Source organism: Paenibacillus paludis, assembly GCF_042610515.1.
Classification (GTDB): Bacteria; Bacillota; Bacilli; order Paenibacillales; family Paenibacillaceae; genus Paenibacillus_AQ.
Genome location: NZ_JBGJZP010000003.1, coordinates 138,719 through 158,286, shown reverse-complemented (window position 1 = coordinate 158,286; position 19,568 = coordinate 138,719). Strand labels below are relative to the sequence as shown.

15 protein-coding genes are annotated in these 19,568 nt (G+C 53.0%); 2 read left to right on the top strand and 13 right to left on the bottom strand.

Annotation, left to right across the window (positions count from 1 at the left end):
* Positions 1-4: 4 nt before the first annotated feature.
* The 8 genes from def to ACAN56_RS07255 form a co-directional block, all read right to left on the bottom strand.
* Positions 5-490, bottom strand: coding sequence for a peptide deformylase (gene def, locus ACAN56_RS07290; protein WP_038590565.1), 486 nt, complete (start codon positions 488-490; stop codon positions 5-7).
* Between the two features lie 111 nt (positions 491-601).
* Positions 602-3,133, bottom strand: coding sequence for a primosomal protein N' (priA, locus tag ACAN56_RS07285; RefSeq protein WP_038590563.1), 2,532 nt, complete (start codon positions 3,131-3,133; stop codon positions 602-604).
* Positions 3,133-4,368: a bifunctional phosphopantothenoylcysteine decarboxylase/phosphopantothenate--cysteine ligase CoaBC gene (gene coaBC, locus ACAN56_RS07280; protein WP_379141647.1), complete on the bottom strand. Its 1,236-nt coding sequence runs from the start codon at positions 4,366-4,368 to the stop codon at positions 3,133-3,135. Before coaBC ends, priA begins: the two co-directional genes overlap by 1 nt.
* Positions 4,369-4,708: 340 nt before the next feature.
* Complete coding sequence (gene rpoZ, locus ACAN56_RS07275) at positions 4,709-4,909, bottom strand: DNA-directed RNA polymerase subunit omega (protein ID WP_038590559.1); 201 nt, start codon at positions 4,907-4,909, stop codon at positions 4,709-4,711.
* A 54-nt stretch (positions 4,910-4,963) separates the two neighbouring features.
* Positions 4,964-5,533 (bottom strand): guanylate kinase, encoded by a 570-nt coding sequence (gmk, locus tag ACAN56_RS07270; protein WP_038590557.1) that lies wholly within the window; start codon positions 5,531-5,533, stop codon positions 4,964-4,966.
* An 18-nt stretch (positions 5,534-5,551) separates the two neighbouring features.
* Complete coding sequence (remA, locus tag ACAN56_RS07265) at positions 5,552-5,812, bottom strand: extracellular matrix/biofilm regulator RemA (protein ID WP_006209218.1); 261 nt, start codon at positions 5,810-5,812, stop codon at positions 5,552-5,554.
* 51 nt (positions 5,813-5,863) lie between these two features.
* Positions 5,864-6,760 carry a YicC/YloC family endoribonuclease gene (locus ACAN56_RS07260; RefSeq protein ID WP_379141644.1) on the bottom strand — a complete coding sequence of 299 codons (897 nt, stop codon included), beginning with the start codon at positions 6,758-6,760 and terminating at the stop codon, positions 5,864-5,866.
* A gap of 38 nt (positions 6,761-6,798) precedes the next feature.
* On the bottom strand, positions 6,799-8,673 hold the full coding sequence (locus ACAN56_RS07255; protein WP_379141642.1) for a bifunctional homocysteine S-methyltransferase/methylenetetrahydrofolate reductase: 1,875 nt from the start codon (positions 8,671-8,673) through the stop codon (positions 6,799-6,801).
* A 384-nt stretch (positions 8,674-9,057) separates the two neighbouring features.
* Here ACAN56_RS07255 and ACAN56_RS07250 point away from each other — a divergent pair, with 384 nt between their 5' ends.
* On the top strand, positions 9,058-9,315 hold the full coding sequence (locus tag ACAN56_RS07250; protein ID WP_038590548.1) for a hypothetical protein: 258 nt from the start codon (positions 9,058-9,060) through the stop codon (positions 9,313-9,315).
* Here ACAN56_RS07250 and ACAN56_RS07245 read toward each other — a convergent pair.
* The 5 genes from ACAN56_RS07245 to ACAN56_RS07225 form a co-directional block, all read right to left on the bottom strand.
* Positions 9,288-10,388 (bottom strand): GerAB/ArcD/ProY family transporter, encoded by a 1,101-nt coding sequence (locus ACAN56_RS07245; RefSeq protein ID WP_379141640.1) that lies wholly within the window; start codon positions 10,386-10,388, stop codon positions 9,288-9,290. The two genes, ACAN56_RS07250 and ACAN56_RS07245, sit on opposite strands and share 28 nt — an antisense overlap.
* A gap of 22 nt (positions 10,389-10,410) precedes the next feature.
* Complete coding sequence (locus tag ACAN56_RS07240; protein WP_379141638.1) at positions 10,411-11,622, bottom strand: Ger(x)C family spore germination protein; 1,212 nt, start codon at positions 11,620-11,622, stop codon at positions 10,411-10,413.
* Positions 11,612-13,264, bottom strand: a complete 1,653-nt coding sequence (locus ACAN56_RS07235) for a spore germination protein (protein WP_379141636.1) — start codon at positions 13,262-13,264, stop codon at positions 11,612-11,614. The genes ACAN56_RS07240 and ACAN56_RS07235 overlap by 11 nt, the downstream gene beginning before the upstream one ends.
* 270 nt (positions 13,265-13,534) lie before the next feature.
* Positions 13,535-14,371: a diaminopimelate epimerase gene (gene dapF, locus ACAN56_RS07230; protein ID WP_379141634.1), complete on the bottom strand. Its 837-nt coding sequence runs from the start codon at positions 14,369-14,371 to the stop codon at positions 13,535-13,537.
* Between the two features lie 140 nt (positions 14,372-14,511).
* Positions 14,512-17,328 carry a calcium-translocating P-type ATPase, SERCA-type gene (locus tag ACAN56_RS07225; RefSeq protein WP_379141632.1) on the bottom strand — a complete coding sequence of 939 codons (2,817 nt, stop codon included), beginning with the start codon at positions 17,326-17,328 and terminating at the stop codon, positions 14,512-14,514.
* Between the two features lie 192 nt (positions 17,329-17,520).
* Between ACAN56_RS07225 and ACAN56_RS07220 the strand changes: the two genes are divergently transcribed.
* A complete protein-coding gene (locus tag ACAN56_RS07220) occupies positions 17,521-19,434 on the top strand; it encodes an Rqc2 family fibronectin-binding protein (protein ID WP_379141630.1) in 1,914 nt (637 codons plus the stop codon).
* The last annotated feature ends 134 nt before the right edge of the window (positions 19,435-19,568 follow it).

Here is a 19,568-nt window from a genome sequence, read left to right as displayed (position 1 = left end):
TCATTCACTCCTCGGTTTCACTGCGTTCAGCTGTATATTCATATACCTTCTCGGCAATATCCGTGAACACTACTCCGTTGAGATGATCGATTTCATGCTGAAAAGCACGGGCCAGCAGACCGCTTCCCGTAATCGTCACTTCCTTGCCTTCACGGTCAAGGCCACGCACCGTAACAGTCTCCGCGCGGCGCACATCGCCATTTAGCCCGGGAATACTCAAACATCCCTCAGGTCCAAATTGTTCGCCTTCCATACTGAGTATTTCCGGGTTGATCAATTTGATCAAACCATGCTCCTCATCGGCATCTACTACGATCAGCCGTTTCAGGATACCCACCTGCGGTGCCGCCAGGCCAACGCCTTCAGCGTCATACATTGTGTCCGCCATATCGTCCAGCAGCTTCTGGACATTGGGTGTTACTTTCGTTACTGTTTTCGCTGTCTTGTGCAGCACTTCATCCGGTTCTTTCACGATCAGCCTGATTGCCATTACCAAAACACCTTCCTTGTTCTGAACATTTCTATAGTTAGTAAAACGAATTAATAACCCAAATCATGCCTAGAGGCAATATTTCCTTACCCATTGTAACATTTCTTCCGGTTACATCAACATCTGCGGATCAACGTCGATGCTGACCTGCAGTCCTGTGTCGCGGACCGAATCCTCCAGCTCTTCAGCCACCTGCTTGGCCAGCCCAATCGCATCTATGGCTCCCCGCCATTTAATGATGCACTGGAATCTGTATCTGCCCTTCAGGCGGGGCAACGGTGAAGCCACCGGTCCCAACAGATCGAGCGCGTCCGTGGACAGCTTATCCAAGCTGCCGTACCAGCGGAGCTGTCTCGCTTTGCCCTGAAGGTTCAGCGCATAATTCTCGGCCAGCCGCAGCAGCAGCGGCAGCTGTTCATGTGACAGGGTCACTAGAATCAGCCGGCAATAGGGAGGATAATGCAATTCTTTGCGGTGCTTCAACTCTTCACGGACAAAGGAGCTGTAATCATGGCCGCTGGCATGTATAATCGAATAATGCTCGGGGGTATAGGACTGGACCACGACTTCACCGGGTAGCTGATGCCGCCCTGCCCGCCCAGCCACCTGGGTAAGCAGTTGAAACGTCTTCTCCGCCGCGCGGAAATCGGGCAAGTTGAGCGCGGAATCCGCCGTAATAACTCCGACGAGTGTAACATCTGGGAAATCCAGCCCCTTCGCCACCATCTGCGTTCCGAGCAGCACATCCGCCTTTTTGTCCCTAAACTGGTTCAGCAGCTTCTCATGCGAGCCCTTTTCCGTCGTTGTATCCACATCCATCCGGATTACGCGGATACCGGGGAAAAGTTTGCCTAATTCTTCTTCCACCCGCTGTGTGCCTGTCCCGAAGAAGCGGATATGCTCACTTCCGCATTCAGGGCATACCTTCGGCGAAGGTTCCGCATGGCCACAGTAATGGCAGCGCAAATTGTCGCTGCGGGCATGATAGGTCAGCGAGATGTCGCATTCCGGACAGCCGGCGACATAACCGCAGCTCCGGCACATCACAAAGGTGGAAAACCCTCTGCGGTTCAGCAGCAGCACTGTCTGCTCCCCGCGTTCCAGCCTGCTCTCAAGCGCAGCGTGCAGCCTGCGGCTGAACATGGAGCGGTTGCCTTCCTTGAGTTCATCGCGCATGTCTACCACATGCACCTTCGGCAGTTCATTGCCAAGCGCACGGCTCGGCATCTCTAGCAGAACTGGAGAGAAGTGAATATCGCTTTGTGCCCGGGAAGCATGATAGCTCTCCAAAGAAGGAGTGGCTGAGCCAAGAATTACTGCAGCCCCGCCTTGCTCTGCCCTGCGGACAGCCACATCGCGGGCATGGTACTTCGGATTCTCCTCCTGCTTATAGGAGCCTTCATGCTCCTCGTCCATAATAATCAGTCCAAGATTGGCGAATGGCGCGAATACCGCTGAACGTGCTCCGACGGCAACTGCCGCTTTGCCCTCACGGATTTTGCGCCATTCGTCGTATCTTTCTCCGACAGACAAGCGGCTGTGCATCACCGCCACTCCGCTTCCGAACCGGCCCTTAAACCGCTCAACCATCTGCGGAGTGAGCGCGATCTCGGGAACCAGCACCACCGCCTGCCTGCCCTGGTCCACTACCCGCTGGATGCACTGCAGGTAAATTTCCGTCTTTCCGCTCCCGGTTACCCCGTGCAGCAAAAACACTTCATGCCGCTGCTCATCCACCGTCCGGACAATCCGTTTATATACGGATTCCTGTTCGCCAGTCAGCGGCAGCGGAGTGCTCGGTTTGAAATCGCGTCCCCGGTAGGGATCACGGTACACTTCAATTTCGCTGATCTCAATGAAGCCCTTGTCTTCCAGCGACTTCACGGTACCGGCTGTAACCTGCAGCACCGACAAAAGATCCTTCATTGGCATGGGTAGCATCGGCTCCATGTCGACCAGGAAGGACAGCACTTCCTTCTGCCGTGCTGAACGTGCCGGGAAGCTGCCCAGTGATTCGCGGGCTGCGGCAACGCCTATCGCCAAATCTACGGCCTTCAGCTTCTTTTTGCCCATTTTATCCTTAATCGACTGGCTCTCGGACAACACTCCCCGCCGCAGCATGAACTTCACCGTCTCCGCCGCATCTGGAAACGTCCGGGTCAATTGTTTCATGGAGACCTCCCCGGCACGTCTGACAAAATCGGTGATCTGCTGCTCCTCCTGGTCCGTATCCAGAAACAGCGGAAACAGTTCATCCTCAGGGCTCCCTGCTTCCTCTGCCGCTTCTCCGAGGGAGATCAGACGCTCGGCTTTGCCCTTAAGGGCAGTCGGAAGCATAGCCTGCAAGGCGGAGATCCGTCTGCAGGCATATCTTTGACTCATCCAGTCCCCAAGTTCTACAAGCTCTGGCGACAAAGGCGGGAGCAGATCAAGCACTTCTTGGATGGGCTTAAGGGAAGGGCCCGAGCCGGTCTCTCCCGACTCCAGTGAGACAACAAAACCCTGTACAGTCCGGTGACCAAAAGGAACAGCCACTCTGCTGCCCACTTCAATCCACAGTTTCAGGTCAGCGGGAATCAAATAATCAAATGGCCGGTCAGTGCTGCGCACGGGAACATCGACAATGACCTTGGCTATATCCATTATAAAGCAGCTCCAGCGATACGCTCTGCTGCGAGTCCCAGCAAGCGGCGCGCCACTTCATCTTTACTTACCAGGGGAAGATCCAGCACAAGGCCTTCGGCCCCATAAATAGAGACAATATTGGTATCCGTGCCAAATCCGGCCCCTTCCGCAGCCACATCGTTAGCCACAATAAGGTCCAAATTTTTGCGGACCAGCTTGTCCTTCGCGAAGGCTTCGGCGTTTCCTGTCTCGGCGGCAAATCCGATCAGGAACTGCTTGTCCTTCATTTTCCCCAGACTCTCCAGGATGTCGGTTGTCTTAACCAGTTCAAGCGTCATTGTTTCTCCGCTTTTTTTGATCTTGGATGGGGCACTCTGCTTAGGACGGTAATCTGCTACAGCAGCGGCCTTGATCAGTATATCGCATGCCTTCCACCGGCCGGAAACCGCCTCATACATCTCCTGGGCCGACTCTACCCGTACCACTTTGATGTCCGGGTCCTGCGGGGGCTTCTCATCCGTACGCGCAGCAATCAAGGTTACCTCCGCACCCATAGCACGCGCAGCACGGGCCAGGGCAAAGCCCATTTTGCCTGAGGAGTCATTGGAGATATAACGGACCGGATCAATCCGCTCCACCGTACCTCCAGCCGTCACAATAACTTTTTTACCGGCCAGCGGACCGGATGCAGCGCTGTTCTGAAGAGCGAAGAAAGCATCCACACAGCTCACAATCGTCGCCGGCTCCTCAAGCCTGCCTTTGCCTACATAACCGCAGGCCAGCAGCCCTTCACCCGGTTCAATAAACTGCACACCACGCCCGGCAAGAGTATTCATATTGCTGATTACCGCCGGATGCTGGTACATATGGACGTTCATTGCCGGTGCGACCATAATCGGAGCGGTCGCGGCCAGCAGTGTGGTGGACAACATATCATCGGCAAGGCCATGCGCCATTTTGGCGATGATATTGGCCGTAGCCGGTGCGATCAGGACAAGGTCGGCTGCGTCGGCAAGGTCAATATGCGATATCGATGACGGGTCGCGTTCCTGGAAGGTATCGCTGTATACCCGCTGCTTCGAGAGTGACTGCAGTGTCAGCTCAGTAATGAACTGTTTAGCCGAGGCTGTCATAATGACATGGACTTCGGCTCCTCTTTGTGTAAGCTTGCTGGTCAAATCCGCTGCCTTGTATGCAGCAATCCCCCCTGTAATGCCAAGAATAATCGTTTTACCCTTGATGTTGTTCAACATGATCTCCCCCCTGTTCCTTTCCTGCGCCAAAGCTCTATAGTTCGGATATAAAATGAAGAAAACTTGAAATTCTAATATTTCGGGCAAGAAGAAACGGCTGCGTCGGCCTATCTCGAGACGGCATCCGTTTCTGCAATAATATAAGGATAATATAGCGTAAATCCTCTAGCCTTATCTCTTTAAAAAAATAACAACCTTCCGGTTGTCAGGAACAGCCCGGTACGGGCTATGGGTCACTAGGTTCATGCGCTGTCAGCCCCTTAACCTAAGAAGAAACGGTAGCGCCGCCTTATACAAAGGCGGTGTCCGTTTCTACAGTAGGCATGGCAAGCTATCCGGACTATTCTTCGCCGCGTGTTACAATGATGCGGTCTTCATAAATTTCTTCCAGGGCAACGCCAACAAACTTGTGGGATCTTGGCGACTTGATATCAGTCTTGCCGCCTTCACGGAGAGCTCTTGCCCGGCGGGCAGCTGCGACAACCAGCGAATACTTGCTGTCGACTTTGGTCATCATTTCATCAATAGATGGATATAGCACGTAAGACACCTCTTCATCTTTTACTGTTAAACATGATCAATCTTGCTGTGCATATCATCTTACCTTACAATGTTCGGCGATAATAATGCTTTCTATTCGCTTACAGGCCAGATCAATCTCATCATTCACTACGGCATAGTCATAATGCCGGATCAGACCAATCTCATCTTCTGCTACGGACATGCGGTGGTTAATCACATCAGGATGCTCCGTACCGCGACCGCGGATGCGGTCCTTCAATTCGTCCATGGATGGAGGAAGAAGGAACACAAAGATGCCTTCCGGGAATTTGTCTTTGACTTTGAGAGCTCCCTGAACCTCGATCTCCAGAATAATATCTCTTCCGCTCTCGAGTGTTCTCTCCACAAAATCACGCGGAGTACCGTAATAATTGCCTACGTACTCCGCATACTCCAGCAGCTGGTCCGCTTCTATCATTGCCGTGAACTGCTCTCTGCTCTTGAAAAAATAATTGACGCCGTTCTCCTCACCCTCACGCGGACTGCGTGTGGTGGCGGAAACGGAATAGATAAGCTCGGGCATCTTCGGCCGCAGCGCGGTACAGACGGTACCTTTACCAACGCCGGAAGGGCCGGACAATATGATCAGCAATCCTTTTGACATAGTACACTCCATTTGTTGTTATTCGTCGTTATCGTCATCTTTGCTGGATAAGCGGTGTGCCACAGTCTCCGGCTGAACGGCCGACAGAATGACATGATCGCTGTCTGTAATAATGACGGCCCGCGTCCGGCGGCCGTAAGTCGCATCGATCAGCATATGCCGGTCTCTGGCCTCCTGGATAATACGTTTAATTGGTGCAGATTCCGGGCTGACAATGGAAATAATGCGGTTGGCCGATACGATATTTCCAAAGCCGATGTTGATTAATTTGATTGCCATGTTCCGGTTGTTCCCCCCATAAGTTACATCTTTGCTTAATTGAACTACCTGTTATTCTAAGTTCGCTGCTTGCTCGCGTATCTTCTCCAGCTCAGCTTTCATATCAAGCGTGAGATTCACTAGAGTCAGATGGTTGCACTTCGACCCGATTGTATTCGTCTCCCTGTTCATCTCCTGAATGAGAAAGTCCAGTTTGCGTCCTGCCGGCTCGCTTCCCTTCAGCAAAGCTCTGCATTGTTCAAAATGACTGTACAGCCGGGTAAGCTCCTCATCAATGTTACAGCGGTCGGCAAAGGTAGCAATTTCCATTCCGAATTTATGCTCCTCAAAAGGGAAAGTCCCGTCATTCAGCGCGTTCAGCCGCAACCGCAGCTTATCACGGTATTCAACTACTACTGCAGGAGCAAGTGCGGCCATTTCAGCGTGCAGCTCCTCCAGATGCCCTAGCCGGCGCGTTAGGTCAGCGGCAAGATAACCGCCTTCCCGGGCGCGCATTTCCAGCAGGGATTGAAGGCTTTGCTCCAGCCCCAGTTCAAGCATCCCGGAGTACTCTTCAAAGGATGCAAATCCTGTGGCGGCTGCCTCCTCCTTGAGCTCCATTACACCGGGCATAGAAAGTATATCACGTAAAGTCAACTCGCCCGTAAATCCGAACTCGTCCTTCAGCGCTTTCGCGGCTTTCAGATAGGACTTGACCGCCGGGCGGTTCAGCATCTGAACGGAGGCTGTCTCTTCAGTGATTTCTCTATTAATGACGACATCTACCCGTCCCCGTTTGATATGATGCAGAACCTTTCTTCGCAGCATATCCTCATAACCCGTCCAATCCCGGGGCATCCGCAGCACAACTTCGCAGTAACGGTTATTCACCGATTTGACTTCGAACGTAATCTTGTAACCGCCGAATTGCAGGGATGATTGACCGTATCCGGTCATGCTAAATGACAACGGAATCACATCCATTACACTATTGTAATTGATTATTACTAGCGAAACAAGGGGGACAATTTGCGCCCTTGTTTCTCCCAAATGTACTCCAGCAGCTGGACGCTCATCTCGTAGAACATGAATGGAGTCATCAGATAGATGCCGTTAAAATGCTCTGTCGCCGCGTCCAGCAGCTCTTTGGCGATGGCCACGCCTTCAGCCCGGCCAACCTCTCCTTCAAGGCCCTGCATCCGGCTGCGCACCTCTGCGGAGAGCTGAATACCGGGAACCTCGTTATGCAGGTATTCTGCATTTCGGCCGCTTGCCAGTGGCATGATCCCGAGGAATATCGGAATATCCAGATGCTCGGTCGCTTTGGCGATACGGGCGATCAGCTCAGGATCATACACCGGCTGGGTCATAATATAATCCGCGCCGGAAGCGATCTTCTTCTCCAGCCGCTCCACCGCCTTGTCCAAATGTTTGACATTGGGATTAAATGCGGCTCCGATCACAAATTTCGCCTTCTGCTTCAGCGGCTTGCCGGAGAAAGCGATCCCGTCGTTCAATTGCTTAATCATCCGGATGATCTCAAAGGAAGTAAGATCATAGATCGAGCTGGACCCCGGCAGATCCCCGAAACGGGCCGGATCTCCGGTCACCGCCAGCACATGGTCGATGCCAAGCGCATCAAAACCCATGAGATGCGACTGGGTCCCGATCAGATTACGGTCACGGCAGGCCACGTGCACCAGTGGCCGGAGTCCTGTGCGGGCCTGAACCAGATGCCCGAGAGCCATGTTGCTCATCCGTGTTACGGCGAGTGAATTATCCGCAAGGGTCAGCGCATCTGCACCTGCTCTGCGCAGCGCATCTGCACCTCTCATAAACTTGGCGATGTCCAGATCACGGGGAGGGTCAAGCTCTACAATAACGGTGTGGCGCTCCTTGACCAGATCGACAAGTGTCGGTTCGCCGCCGCTGCGGCCTTCATCCTCGTCGAGATGTTCCTGCACCACAATCCGCTCCGTGCTCTTCTTCTGAGTCGGTTCTGGCAGCGGCTGCGGAGCATAATCACGCAGTGCAGCCGAGATTTCGGCGATATGCTGCGGAGTAGTCCCGCAGCAGCCGCCGATGATCCGGCTGCCCAGCCCGGCAAACACAGGAGCCATTTGGCCGAAATAATCCGGTGTGGCGCCATAGCGGTACTGCCCGTCCACATAATCCGCTACTCCGGCATTGGGATATACCGACGCCGGAAGTGTCAGACTGCCCTGAAGCGTCTTCAACGCACGCTTGATGCCGTTGGGACCGGTCCGGCAATTGAAGCCGATCACATCCGCTCCGTCCTGTTCCAAAATGCGGAAGGCTTCCGGCAATGTCAATCCATCCAGCGTTCGCGCCGTTTCATCTACAGCAAGCTGGCAGATGACCGGCAGCCCGCTGAGCTTCCGCACCGTCCGCAGTGCCAAATGCAGCTCTTCCACATCGTAGAAGGTTTCCAGCATGATGCCGTCCGGCTGCTCTTCCAGCAGTGCGGTGATCTGCTCCGTGAAATAACGCTTCAGCTCCGACGAAGAAAGATTTGCCCGTTTGCCGGCACGAATGGAGCCTACCGCACCGACTACATATCCTGCTTCACCGGCAGCTTGCCGGGCAATCCGCACACCTGCACGGTTGATTTCCCCAACCTTTGATTCCAATCCGTATTTGGACAGCCTGTCATAATTGGCAGAGAACGTATTGCTCTCCAGCAGCACGGCTCCAGCTTCAATATAGCTGCGATGCACGTCTTCAATGACCCCCGGAGAGGTCAGATTCAATTCCTCGTAGGAAATGCCGACAGGAAACCCTTTTTGATATAAAAAGGTTCCCATGGCTCCGTCCCCGACCAAAACATTCGTATTCCACGCAGAGCGCAAATCCGGCTTCACCGCAAGAACCTCCCCTAAACTGTCATTAGTTTCATACTAATGTAACATAAATCGGGTTGGATGATAAGCATTCAAAGCCCTAAAGCCTAACCGCTCCATCACTGCCTTTGCATGGCAAGGAATGAAATGATTCATACTATATAGATTGAACTTATGGTTTTAGAGTACAGGAACAGTCGCAACTACGGTGAATATTTGGACTTCCGGCCGCTGTTGTCTTCAGATTTCTTGATCAATACCGCTATTAGCGGTAGAAATCCGAAGACAAAGGCGGACACTACCGCTCCTCCAGTTCCAAAATCCCCCTCCGTTGCTCCTTTCCCTTATCTCAAGGTTTTATGTTCAATCTATGTAGCTTTATTCTTATATAAGGAGGAACCTACCTTGAAAAAAAGAACAAGAAGGCTGCTGCTGCGCAAATACGCTGTAATCCTGTTGTTATCCACACTTTCTTTGCTTTACTTATATTTTGGCGACTGGCTGTTCGGCTATGGGATGGGCAACATCAGATATATCATGAACTACCTGCTCTATTCCGCCTCGGAGAAGCTGGCTGCGGCAATCATGCTGCTGTGTCTGCTGGTTCCAGACCTAATCTATTGGGTTCGCGGCAGTCAGCCCGGGCGGGGGGCCGAGAAATAGCTCTTCAACGCCGTGATTATAATCAGAATGGCTGGGATAACCACTATAAACAGAGGATATACCATATACAGCAGCCTTCCGCCTTCATCCAGATGTTCGATAAAGCTGCGGGCGTCCAGGATAGAGGTGAACAGGATAATCAGCGCGCAAGGATAGATCATTTTCCGGTAAGGGATACTGAACAGCTCGGATATTCCAATCAAGGCAGCGGCAAAAAACACGGACATTTTGAAAAACACGCCGATAATCAGCACCATAACCACAAAAATATCAACCCGCTGAATAAAATCGGAAATGGAAATTTTGCTGATCGTCGGCATCAGCGGTAGCGGCGAGCGCCGAACGATATCTGCACCCAGCACCGATATATTAAGCGCCATGGTAAAGCTCAGCAGCAGCGCGGATACCAGCATGGCTGCGGCAATAATCCATGGGCCTTTTTTTACATTGGACAAGTAGGGCATCAGCATTGTAAAACTGATCATTTCGCCAAAAGGAAACATAAAGTTCTGATGTGCAACTGAGCCCAGTACCGGCTTGATCCCGTCCTCCAGCATGGGAAGCAGGCGGTGCAGGTTAATCGAGCCTGACAATACCAGCATAATTGTACTGAACACACCGATGATCAGGACGATAGCGGCAAAAACAAGTGAAGTTCTGGTCAGCACCTCTATACCCTTATGCAGGACATAGGCTCCCGATAAAATCATCAGACTGCTGAGAATAAACATCGGGGTATTATGCATGGTCGCCATGGCCAGCATCGTGCTGCCGTCACGCAAATCCCGCGCTGCCAGGTTGATATATAAAATGATGTACAACACCGCAACCGGTACTCCCAGCGTTTTGCCCAGCAGTTTCCGGGTATAAGCTGTAAAAGGCAGCTCCGGGTGTTTCCGGTACAGATAAGCGTAGCCCGCAAACACGACAATTCCTGCCAGACAGCCGACCAGAATTGAGAGCCAGGCATCCCTCCCCGACTCCATTCCCAAATTAACGACAAGCGCCGTCCCCAGCTCAAACAGCAAGGTCAAGCTGAAAAACTGGGTTAGACCAATTTTGATGGTTCCCATCATGCCCCCCCTTTGTTTCGCATTACTTATTGACCTGAAAAGAATTGCTCCTCATATCCGTATGTCTGATCACAGCATCCGCCTCGATTCTGACCTCACAATGCGCAAATACATCCTCCCAGTGATCTCTGACCTTTTTCCAGCCGCGCGGACTCCTCCGTTCTACCGCCTCTCCAAAGCCGAGATAATCACTCTTTAGCTCCCTGGCTGCCGATACCGCTGACTTAATCTGTTTTCTCGTCTCATCGGTCAGCCGGCCCGAAAGCTCTTCCAATACCTGGGGAGAGGTAAGATTAAGCACGTTAGCCGATTCCTTAAGCGCGGCCTGCTGGGTTATTTTAATAGTAATTACAGGATGCTCCGGATCCTTCGCCTGGACCTCCAGATGAACCTGGGATTTGTATACATTGAAGGAAATATAGCCGCCCGCCGGGCTCTTTACTATTACAGGCACCTCTTTAATTTTGTTATGCAAAAGTACGGTACCGAGCGCAGCGTTGCCATCCAGCCAACCCTTCAACTTATCATCCCTAAACGCCGCCATACCAGACACTCTCAGAATAGCGCTCGGAGCAATCGTCTTCATGTTATCGTTGGTGTCTGCGGAATTCCTGTCCCCTGTGGTAAACACCCCGTTAATAATCGGACCTCCTCCTACGGTCTGAATCCCCCTGACGACATCATCCACCTCCACCCTGAAGTTGTAACCGAACTGCTTCGAGGTGGTATCCAGCTTTTCCACCAGATCATTGGCGGGGATTTTGCTGAACACAGTCATCGTTGACATTAGGTCGCTCGCCGGCTGGCCTCTGGAAATGAACATCAGGCTGGTGAGCCGTGTATCGCTCTCCCGTTCCAGCACATCCAGCATGTCCTTAATTCCCTCACGGGCAAACTCCTCCGAGATGACAAGCACCCGGACATGGGCAAGCGACAGAAATCTCGCAGTTTGCCGCGAAGCGTTGGCCAGTGCCTCGAACATCGTACGGCCGCTGCCTGTATACAAAGACACCGGTGAAGTACTCCGGGTATTCTCTCCGGAGATTTCCTCCGAGACAATCACCTGAAAGGACAGCCGATACTTCTCTTTCTCCGAGGGACCTCTGTCAATGGCCACGCCGGAGACGATGGCCCTCCTGTTCAGCTCGACACTGTCCCAGCAGCCGGTGAGAACAAGCGGCAGCATAATCTGCAGAATGGACAATAAGATCAGACAGGAAGGCTTAATCTTCATTTCGCCCTCCTTCATCGACCGGCATAGCAGCGTTATCCTTAAGGATCAGAGGGGCGAGTTCAGAATCATGGCCTGTCGTGACTCTCATGTAGTCCGGCAGTTCCGCCCGCATCTGCTGCGGGGATTTGCTTGGTCTCATCAGCCACAAGGGCAACCGCAGAATCGTATCTTTCTGCCCTTTTATAGAGAGCGGAACAAACGGCGACAAATAGGGAATGCCGAAGGAACGCAGACTGTTCATATGTGCTACCAGCACAATTAAACCAAGGGTAATGCCATAGAAGCCGAACATGGCGGCCAGCAGCAGAAAGCCGAAGCGGATAATCCGTCCGGCAATCGCCATGTTGTAAGCAGGAATGGCGAAGCTCGCAATCCCTGTTAATGCAATGACAATAACCATAATCGGGGTAATAATTCCAGCTTCCACAACTGCCGAGCCAAGAATCAGCGCACCGACGACCGAGACCGTCTGTCCGATAACACGTGGCATCCGCACGCCCGCCTCACGTAGTATTTCAAATGCGCTCTCCATCAGCATGGCCTCTACAAAAGCCGGAAAAGGTACATTTTCCCGCTGGGCCAGCAGATTGATCAGCAGGGTTGTCGGGATCATCTCATAATGATAAGTGGTCAAAGCGATATAGATAGAAGGGCCGAGAAGCAGAACGACAAAGCTCATGTAACGGACGATCCGCATCAGTATCGCAATATCGAACCGTTGGGAATAATCCTCCGCCGACTGAAAAAATTGAGTAAACACCGCCGGCAGAATCAGCACAAAGGGTGTACCGTCCACGATCACTACAACTCTGCCTTCCAGCAGATTACCCGCTGCCACATCGGGCCGTTCAGTATTGTATATTGTCGGAAAGGGCGTAAAGGTCTTGTCCTGAATCAGCTCCTCCAGGAATCCGGACTCCAGCACCTCATCAATGGCGATCTTATGCAGGCGGTCTCTGACCTCCTGCACCAAATCCTCACCGGCGATTTCCTTCATATACATGATGGCCACATGGGTTTGGGTTTCCGAGCCGATTTTCATATACTCCAGCCTCAGCTTGGGGGACTTGATTCTCCGGCGGATCAGCGCGATATTAGTTCCCACGGACTCTACGAAGCCATCTTTGGGCCCGCGGACAACGAGCTGCGAAGACGGCTCAGTGACAGAGCGCTGTTCGCCGCCTCTGGTCTCACACACAATAGCTGATGTGTAACCTTCCACCAGAATCGCCGTATCTCCGGAAAGCACGGCCAGCATGATTTCGTTCCATTCCTCTTTGAAGTCCGCTTCACCTATTTCCAGAGCAGAGCTTAGGATCCGTGCTGGCAAGTCCACCCCTCTGTCAGTTTCGTCCATGCTATCCGTAAGCCCTGCGGTATTATCGAGCAGTGACCCCACCACAAATTCATTGACTGCGACGGTATCTGCGAGCCCGCTCAGATGAACAGCCGCGGCTTGAACAGGGTGGACTCCGCCAATTTGGATCTGGCGGACTTTGAGATCAGGGCTGTTACCAAGCTCCGTCATTATGTTCTCTATGCTCTGGCCAAGATTTTCTGACAGTTTCGGACCGCCGCTGCCTAAACGCTGCTCGCGGGCATCCTTTGCCCCGTTTCTTGTAAGATATCGCTTCGAGTTCACCCGGCTCCCCCTCTCTCCTACTGTTTCTTATTATTCACGGTTAACTCTGCCATTATTCGGATATGATGCCATTCTGGAACAACAAGTGGAAACGGATACCGTCCTCAAAAGGACGGTATCCGTTTCAGCGGGAACTAGAAGGATAATTTATAGGGTGAAGCATATAAATGCTTATATTTGCAAAAAAAGATGACCTGCAAGCGGGCAGCTTGAGGTCATCCTTTTGTAATGCACACCTTATTCAGTTTGGATACCGAAATCCCTGCAGGATTAAACTTCTACCGAGCCGGTATATACAACCTGGGCAGGTCCGGTCATATAGACATGGTTGTCATTCTCATTCCACTCGATAAACAGATCGCCGCCCTTCAGGCTGATCGTGGCCGAGCGGTCTGTATGGCCATTCAGTACCGATGAGACCAGCGTTGCGCAGGCTCCGGTACCGCAGGCCAGTGTCGGTCCGGCGCCGCGTTCCCAGACACGCATATCGACATGGCTGCGGTTTAGCACTGTCGCGAATTCCACATTCACTTTTCTCGGGAAAAGCGGGTGCACCTCAAGCTTCGGCCCCCAGGTCGCAAGATCAAACGACACGGCGTCCTCCACATAGATTACACAGTGCGGATTGCCCATGGATACGGCCGTGAACTTGAATTCCGTTCCGTCTGCCTCGATGGGCTGGTCCAGCACAGGCTCGGCATCTATCGCTACCGGAATCTGCGGGCCCGACAATACAGGTTCTCCCATATCGACCGTAACCGTCTCCACCACGCCGTTCTTCACCTGCAGGGATACCTTTTGTTCACCGGCCCCGATGGTTTCAATCACAATCTGCTCCGAGCTGACGAGACCCTGCTCATATACATATTTGGAGACGCAGCGGATTGCATTTCCGCATTGCTCCGCTTCTGAGCCGTCCGAATTCATAATGCGCATCATATAGTCTCCGCGCTCCGACGGAAGAATGTAGACAAGACCGTCGGCTCCGATGCCGAAGAACCGGTTGCACAACGTAACTGAAAGCTCGGAAGCATTGCCCGGTAGCTCCTGCTCACCGAATACGATAATAAAATCATTTCCAAGTCCGTGCATTTTTGTAAATTCCATTAAAAATCCCACTCCTAAAAGTTTGTTAGCATTCACATCTTCCGAACAAGCATCGTACAAAAATTGCTTCGGAAGCTTACGCGATGTTTAGGCTTCTGTGAGACTAGCATACCTTAAGGAGTGGTCTTAAGCTATTGACTTTATGCTGAAATTTTTGTACTTTTTATCATCGTCCGGCCTCCGCTGCGGCTGCGGTTCTTCTTGCCGCCCCACACGCTGCCCGCTCCCATAAGGAAGGTAGGGATACCGGCGGTGACCAGCACCAGGCACCATTCGCGGAAGCTAAGCGGTACGGTCTTAAATACCGGCTGCAGCGGCGGCAGATACATAACAGCCAGCATGAGCACAACGGATGACAACACGGCGAGCACCAGATATTTATTCTGGAAAGGATTGCGGTGGAACACCGAACGGGAACTGCGGCAGTCGAATACATGAATAAGCTGAGCCATAACCAGTGTGGCAAAAGCAACCGACTGTGCGCGGATGAGCTGCTGCGGGCTGCCTGGATCAATACGCAGCGTCAACCAGAAGGCACCCAGGGTGCACAGACCGATCAGCAGGCCCCGGCTGATGATTTTCCAGCCCAGGCGGCGGGCAAAAATATTCTCCTTCGCTCCGCGCGGCTTGTGCTCCATCAAATCCTTCTCCGGCTGATCCACGCCCAGCGCCATCGCAGGCAGTCCGTCGGTGACCAGATTGACCCAGAGAATCTGGATTGGCACCAGCGGCAGCGGCAGCCCCAGCATCATAGCGAAGAACATGGTCAGGATCTCTCCGACATTGGAAGCCAGCAGGTAACGGATAAATTTGCGGATATTCTCGTAAATATTCCGCCCTTCTTCTATAGCTGCCACGATCGTTGAGAAATTATCATCTCCGAGAATAAGCGCTGATGCTTCTTTAGTGACATCGGTGCCGGTGATGCCCATGGAAATCCCGATGTCCGCCGCTTTAATTGCCGGAGCGTCATTCACACCGTCTCCGGTCATAGCCACAACATGGCCCCGCCGCTGCAGAGATTTGACGATCCGCAGCTTATGCTCAGGGGAGACGCGGGCGTATACATATACAGAGTCTGACACCTTATCCAGCTCATCATCAGTCATCCGCGTTAGCTGGGAGCCGGTCAGAACGGTTCCACCCCGCTGCAGAATACCTAGCTGATGGGCAATGGCTTCGGCGGTAGTTCCGTGGTCACCGGTAATCATCACCGTCTTGATTCCTGCCCGTCGGGTAATGCTGATCGCGTCGCGCACTTCACGGCGCGGAGGATCGATCATTCCGGCAAGTCCGACAAATATCAGCTGGGATTCCGCTTCTTTTTCACTGTCTGCTGCTTCGCCTGATCGCAGCTCACGGTAAGCCATCCCTAATACACGCAACGCTCCGGAAGCCATCTCCTCGTTCGCTTCCAGCACCTTCTGGCGCAAAGTCGGCGTACAAGGGACAACCCCGCCTTCCCACAGCATATAGGCGCAGTTGCTCAGCAGCACATCCGGCGCTCCCTTGGTGCAGATCATACGTCCGCCGGGATGCCCCACGATCACAGACATCAGCTTGCGCTCAGAATCGAAAGGAAACTCCTTCTCTCTGGCATACGTTACAGCAAGCGACTGGGCAGTAAGCCCCATCTTCGCGGATAAAGCGACTAATGCGCCTTCGGTAGGGTCGCCCTTGAGCTCCCATACCGACTGGGTGTCTGCCGCCTTGTCCGTTTCACCCTTATCCTTTCCCTTGCGTTTCCCTCGGCTGTCACTGGACAGAGACTCAACAATTTCGGCATTGCTGCATAAAGCCCCGACCTGAAGCATGCGCCGCAGGCTTTGATCATGTTTGAGGTCAACGGCACGCCCCTTCTCCATCACTTGTCCGCTGGGAGCATAACCTTCGCCCGTCACGTCCAGACTGCGTCCTCCGGTCCACAGCCGCGTTACCGTCATCTTGTTCTGGGTCAGGGTGCCTGTCTTGTCAGAGCAGATTACGGAGGCGCATCCGAGAGTCTCCACCGAAGGGAGCTTGCGGACGATCGCTTTGCGTTTGATCATCCGCTGCACGCCAAGTGCGAGCGCGATGGTGACAATCGCCGGCAGACCTTCCGGAATGGCTGCAACTGCAAGACTGACGCCTGCCAGGAACATCGCTGTAGCGGGCTGACCGTGCAGAATGCCAGCAACGACGACGACAATGGTCAGACCGAGCGAAACGTAGATCAGGATCTTCCCAAGCTGCTCTAGGCGGTGCTGCAGCGGCGTTTCCTGCGATTCAGTGTTCTGGATCAGATCGGCAATTTTGCCCATCTCGGTATCCATCCCTGTACGGACTACAACTGCCCTACCTGTGCCCCGTGTTACCATCGTCCCCATGAAGCCGATATTTTTCTGGTCCCCCAAGGGAATCTCCTCGGCATGAATCGGTTCCGCGTGCTTAGAGACAGGCAGCGATTCACCGGTCAGTGCAGATTCCTCGGCATAAAGTGCGCTGCACTCCAGCCAGCGGATGTCAGCTGGAATCCGGTCGCCGCTTTCCAGCAGAACGATGTCGCCGGGCACCAGCATTTTTGCCGGTATAACTTCCTGTTTTCCGCCCCGCAGTACTTTGGCAGAAGGTGCCGAGAGCTGCTTGAGTGCGCGGAGTGAACGCTCGGCACGGAATTCCTGGACAAAACCCAGAACTCCGTTGAGCAAAATAATGGCGATGATCGTAATTGCATCCAGATATTCACCTAAAAGTCCGGATACCAGCGTCGCTCCCATCAGCACAAGCACCATAAAATCCTTAAACTGATTCAGCAGCAAGGTGATCGGAGAAATTGTCTTCCCCTCCGAAAGCTCGTTATACCCGCTCTCTTTGCGTCTCTCCTCCGCCTCCTCTCCGCTTAGGCCTACTCCAGGATGAATGTTCAGCATCCTCTGCAGTTCCTCCGCACCGAACCGGTGCCAACTTTTTTGTTCCATGACTATTCTTTCCCCTCCCGGTCGTTTCTTGACTTCCGGCGGCGCACAGCTTTTCCACCTGTTCATGACAAAGTCTATTCATGGTCGTCCCAAATTATCACAGCTTCGAAGCTTCTCCTTTTGCGCGAATGTGTTAAAGTATGGCATCATAGAGAAGAGAAATTTATTATTATGCGACAGGAGAACATTATCATGGCATTAGACGGCATCGTTACAAGAGCGATCGTGCATGAGCTTGGGCCTTTCATCGGTGCACGCGTCGGCAAAATATATCAACCAAACGCTCACGACCTTATCTTCATCCTGCGCGGCACAGGCGGCGGAGGCAAGCTGCTGCTGTCGGCCAATCCGACCTACCCGCGACTGCATCTGACGGACCGGAACACGGTTAATCCTGCGGAAGCACCGATGTTCTGCATGCTGATGCGCAAGCACTGCGAAGGCGGCACGATTGAGAGCATCACCCAGGTCGGTATGGAACGCATCATTCATATAAACATCAAGACACGGGATGAGCTGGGAGACGTTTCGGCCAAAAAAATTATTATTGAGCTCATGGGACGGCACAGCAATATCATTCTGACCGATCTCTCCACGGGCACGATCATCGACGGTATTCATCACGTTACCCCATCGATCAGCAGCTACCGGAATGTCATGCCCGGCATCGCCTATCTGGATCCGCCGCAGCAGCACAAGCTGAATCCGCTGGAGATCGGCAAAGAGGATTTTGTTACTTTGTTCTCCACGGCAGAAGAAGCAGCACTGCTGGCAGGCACCCAGGAGGAAGAAGAGCCCGAAGAAATTATTGAGGGCGAGATTGCGGACCTGCTGCGGTCTCTGGAAGAGCCCAAAGCGGATGGTTCAGGCGGTCCATCGCCAACAGCCGATCCAATCGGATGGATGGTGCATGCCTTCAGCGGTATGAGTCCGCTGATTGCCGGAGAAATTGTGCGGCAGCGCAGCGCCGGCGGTTCCGAAGCCGCGGAGCCCGGACGCGATCAGCAGGATGATGCTTCTGACGACAGCAGCGGGAATCCGCTCCTGTTGTGGGAGGCCTTTAATCAGGTACTGGCTCCGGTGCGGGAATTCCGGTTTTCACCGGTTATAGGGACGAATGCCAAAGGCAAACCCGTTTTCTCGGCAATTCCGCTGGCATTGCCGGATGAAAGCTTGAAGCATTACAGCTCGATCAGCGTTTGTATGGAAGACTATTACGGGGATAAAGCGGAGCGGGATACCGTGAAGCAGCGCGTCAGCGATCTGATTCGCTTCCTGGGCAATGAGCGGAGCAAAAATATTAAAAAGCTCGCCAATCTCCAGAAAGACCAGGAAGAAGCGGAAGATGCCGACCGTTACCGGATTTGGGGCGAGCTGCTGTTTGCGTCACTGTATGCCGTGTCCAAGGGCGACAAGGAAGCACGGCTGGTGAACTATTACGATGAGAACCAGGCGGAGACGACCATTCCGCTTGATCCGCTGCTGACGCCTTCGGACAACGCGCAGCGTTACTTCAAGAAATACAACAAATACAAGAACAGCCTGCGGGTCATCGGTGAGCAGCTGATCAAAACCCATGAGGAAATTGCTTATATGGAAACACTGCTGCAGCAGCTGGCCCACGCCTCCCTCAATGATATCGAGGAAATCCGCGATGAGCTTGTCAGCCAGGGTTACATGCGCGACCGCAGCAAAAAGGGCAAAAAGAAGAAGAAAACCACCCGTCCTACCTTACAGGTGTTTACCTCCTCCGAGGGCGTGGACATCTATGTCGGCAAAAACAACCTGCAGAACGAATACGTCACGAACCGGCTGGCTTCTGCCAATGACACTTGGCTGCACACAAAAGATATCCCCGGCTCGCATGTCGTGATCCGCAGCGAGGAATTCGGCGATGCCACCCTAGAGGAAGCGGCTCAGCTTGCCGCCTACTTCAGTCAGGCCAAGCAGTCAAGCAGCGTGCCAGTGGACTGCACCCTGATCCGCCATGTCCGCAAGCCAAGCGGTGCAAAGCCCGGCTTCGTCATTTACGATCACCAGAAGACTCTGTTTGTCACACCGGATGAGGCGCGGATCAAAAGTCTGCCGAATGCTTTGAGAAGCTAGCTCCGGGCCCTTCTTCGTTATTTCAAATATCCGGACAGACCAAAGAACCTCCAAGCCTGACGAAACATCGTCTCGTGCTTGAAGGTTCTTTAACTTTTCCGGTGTTTCAAATCGTCAATGTTCATAACTATTAC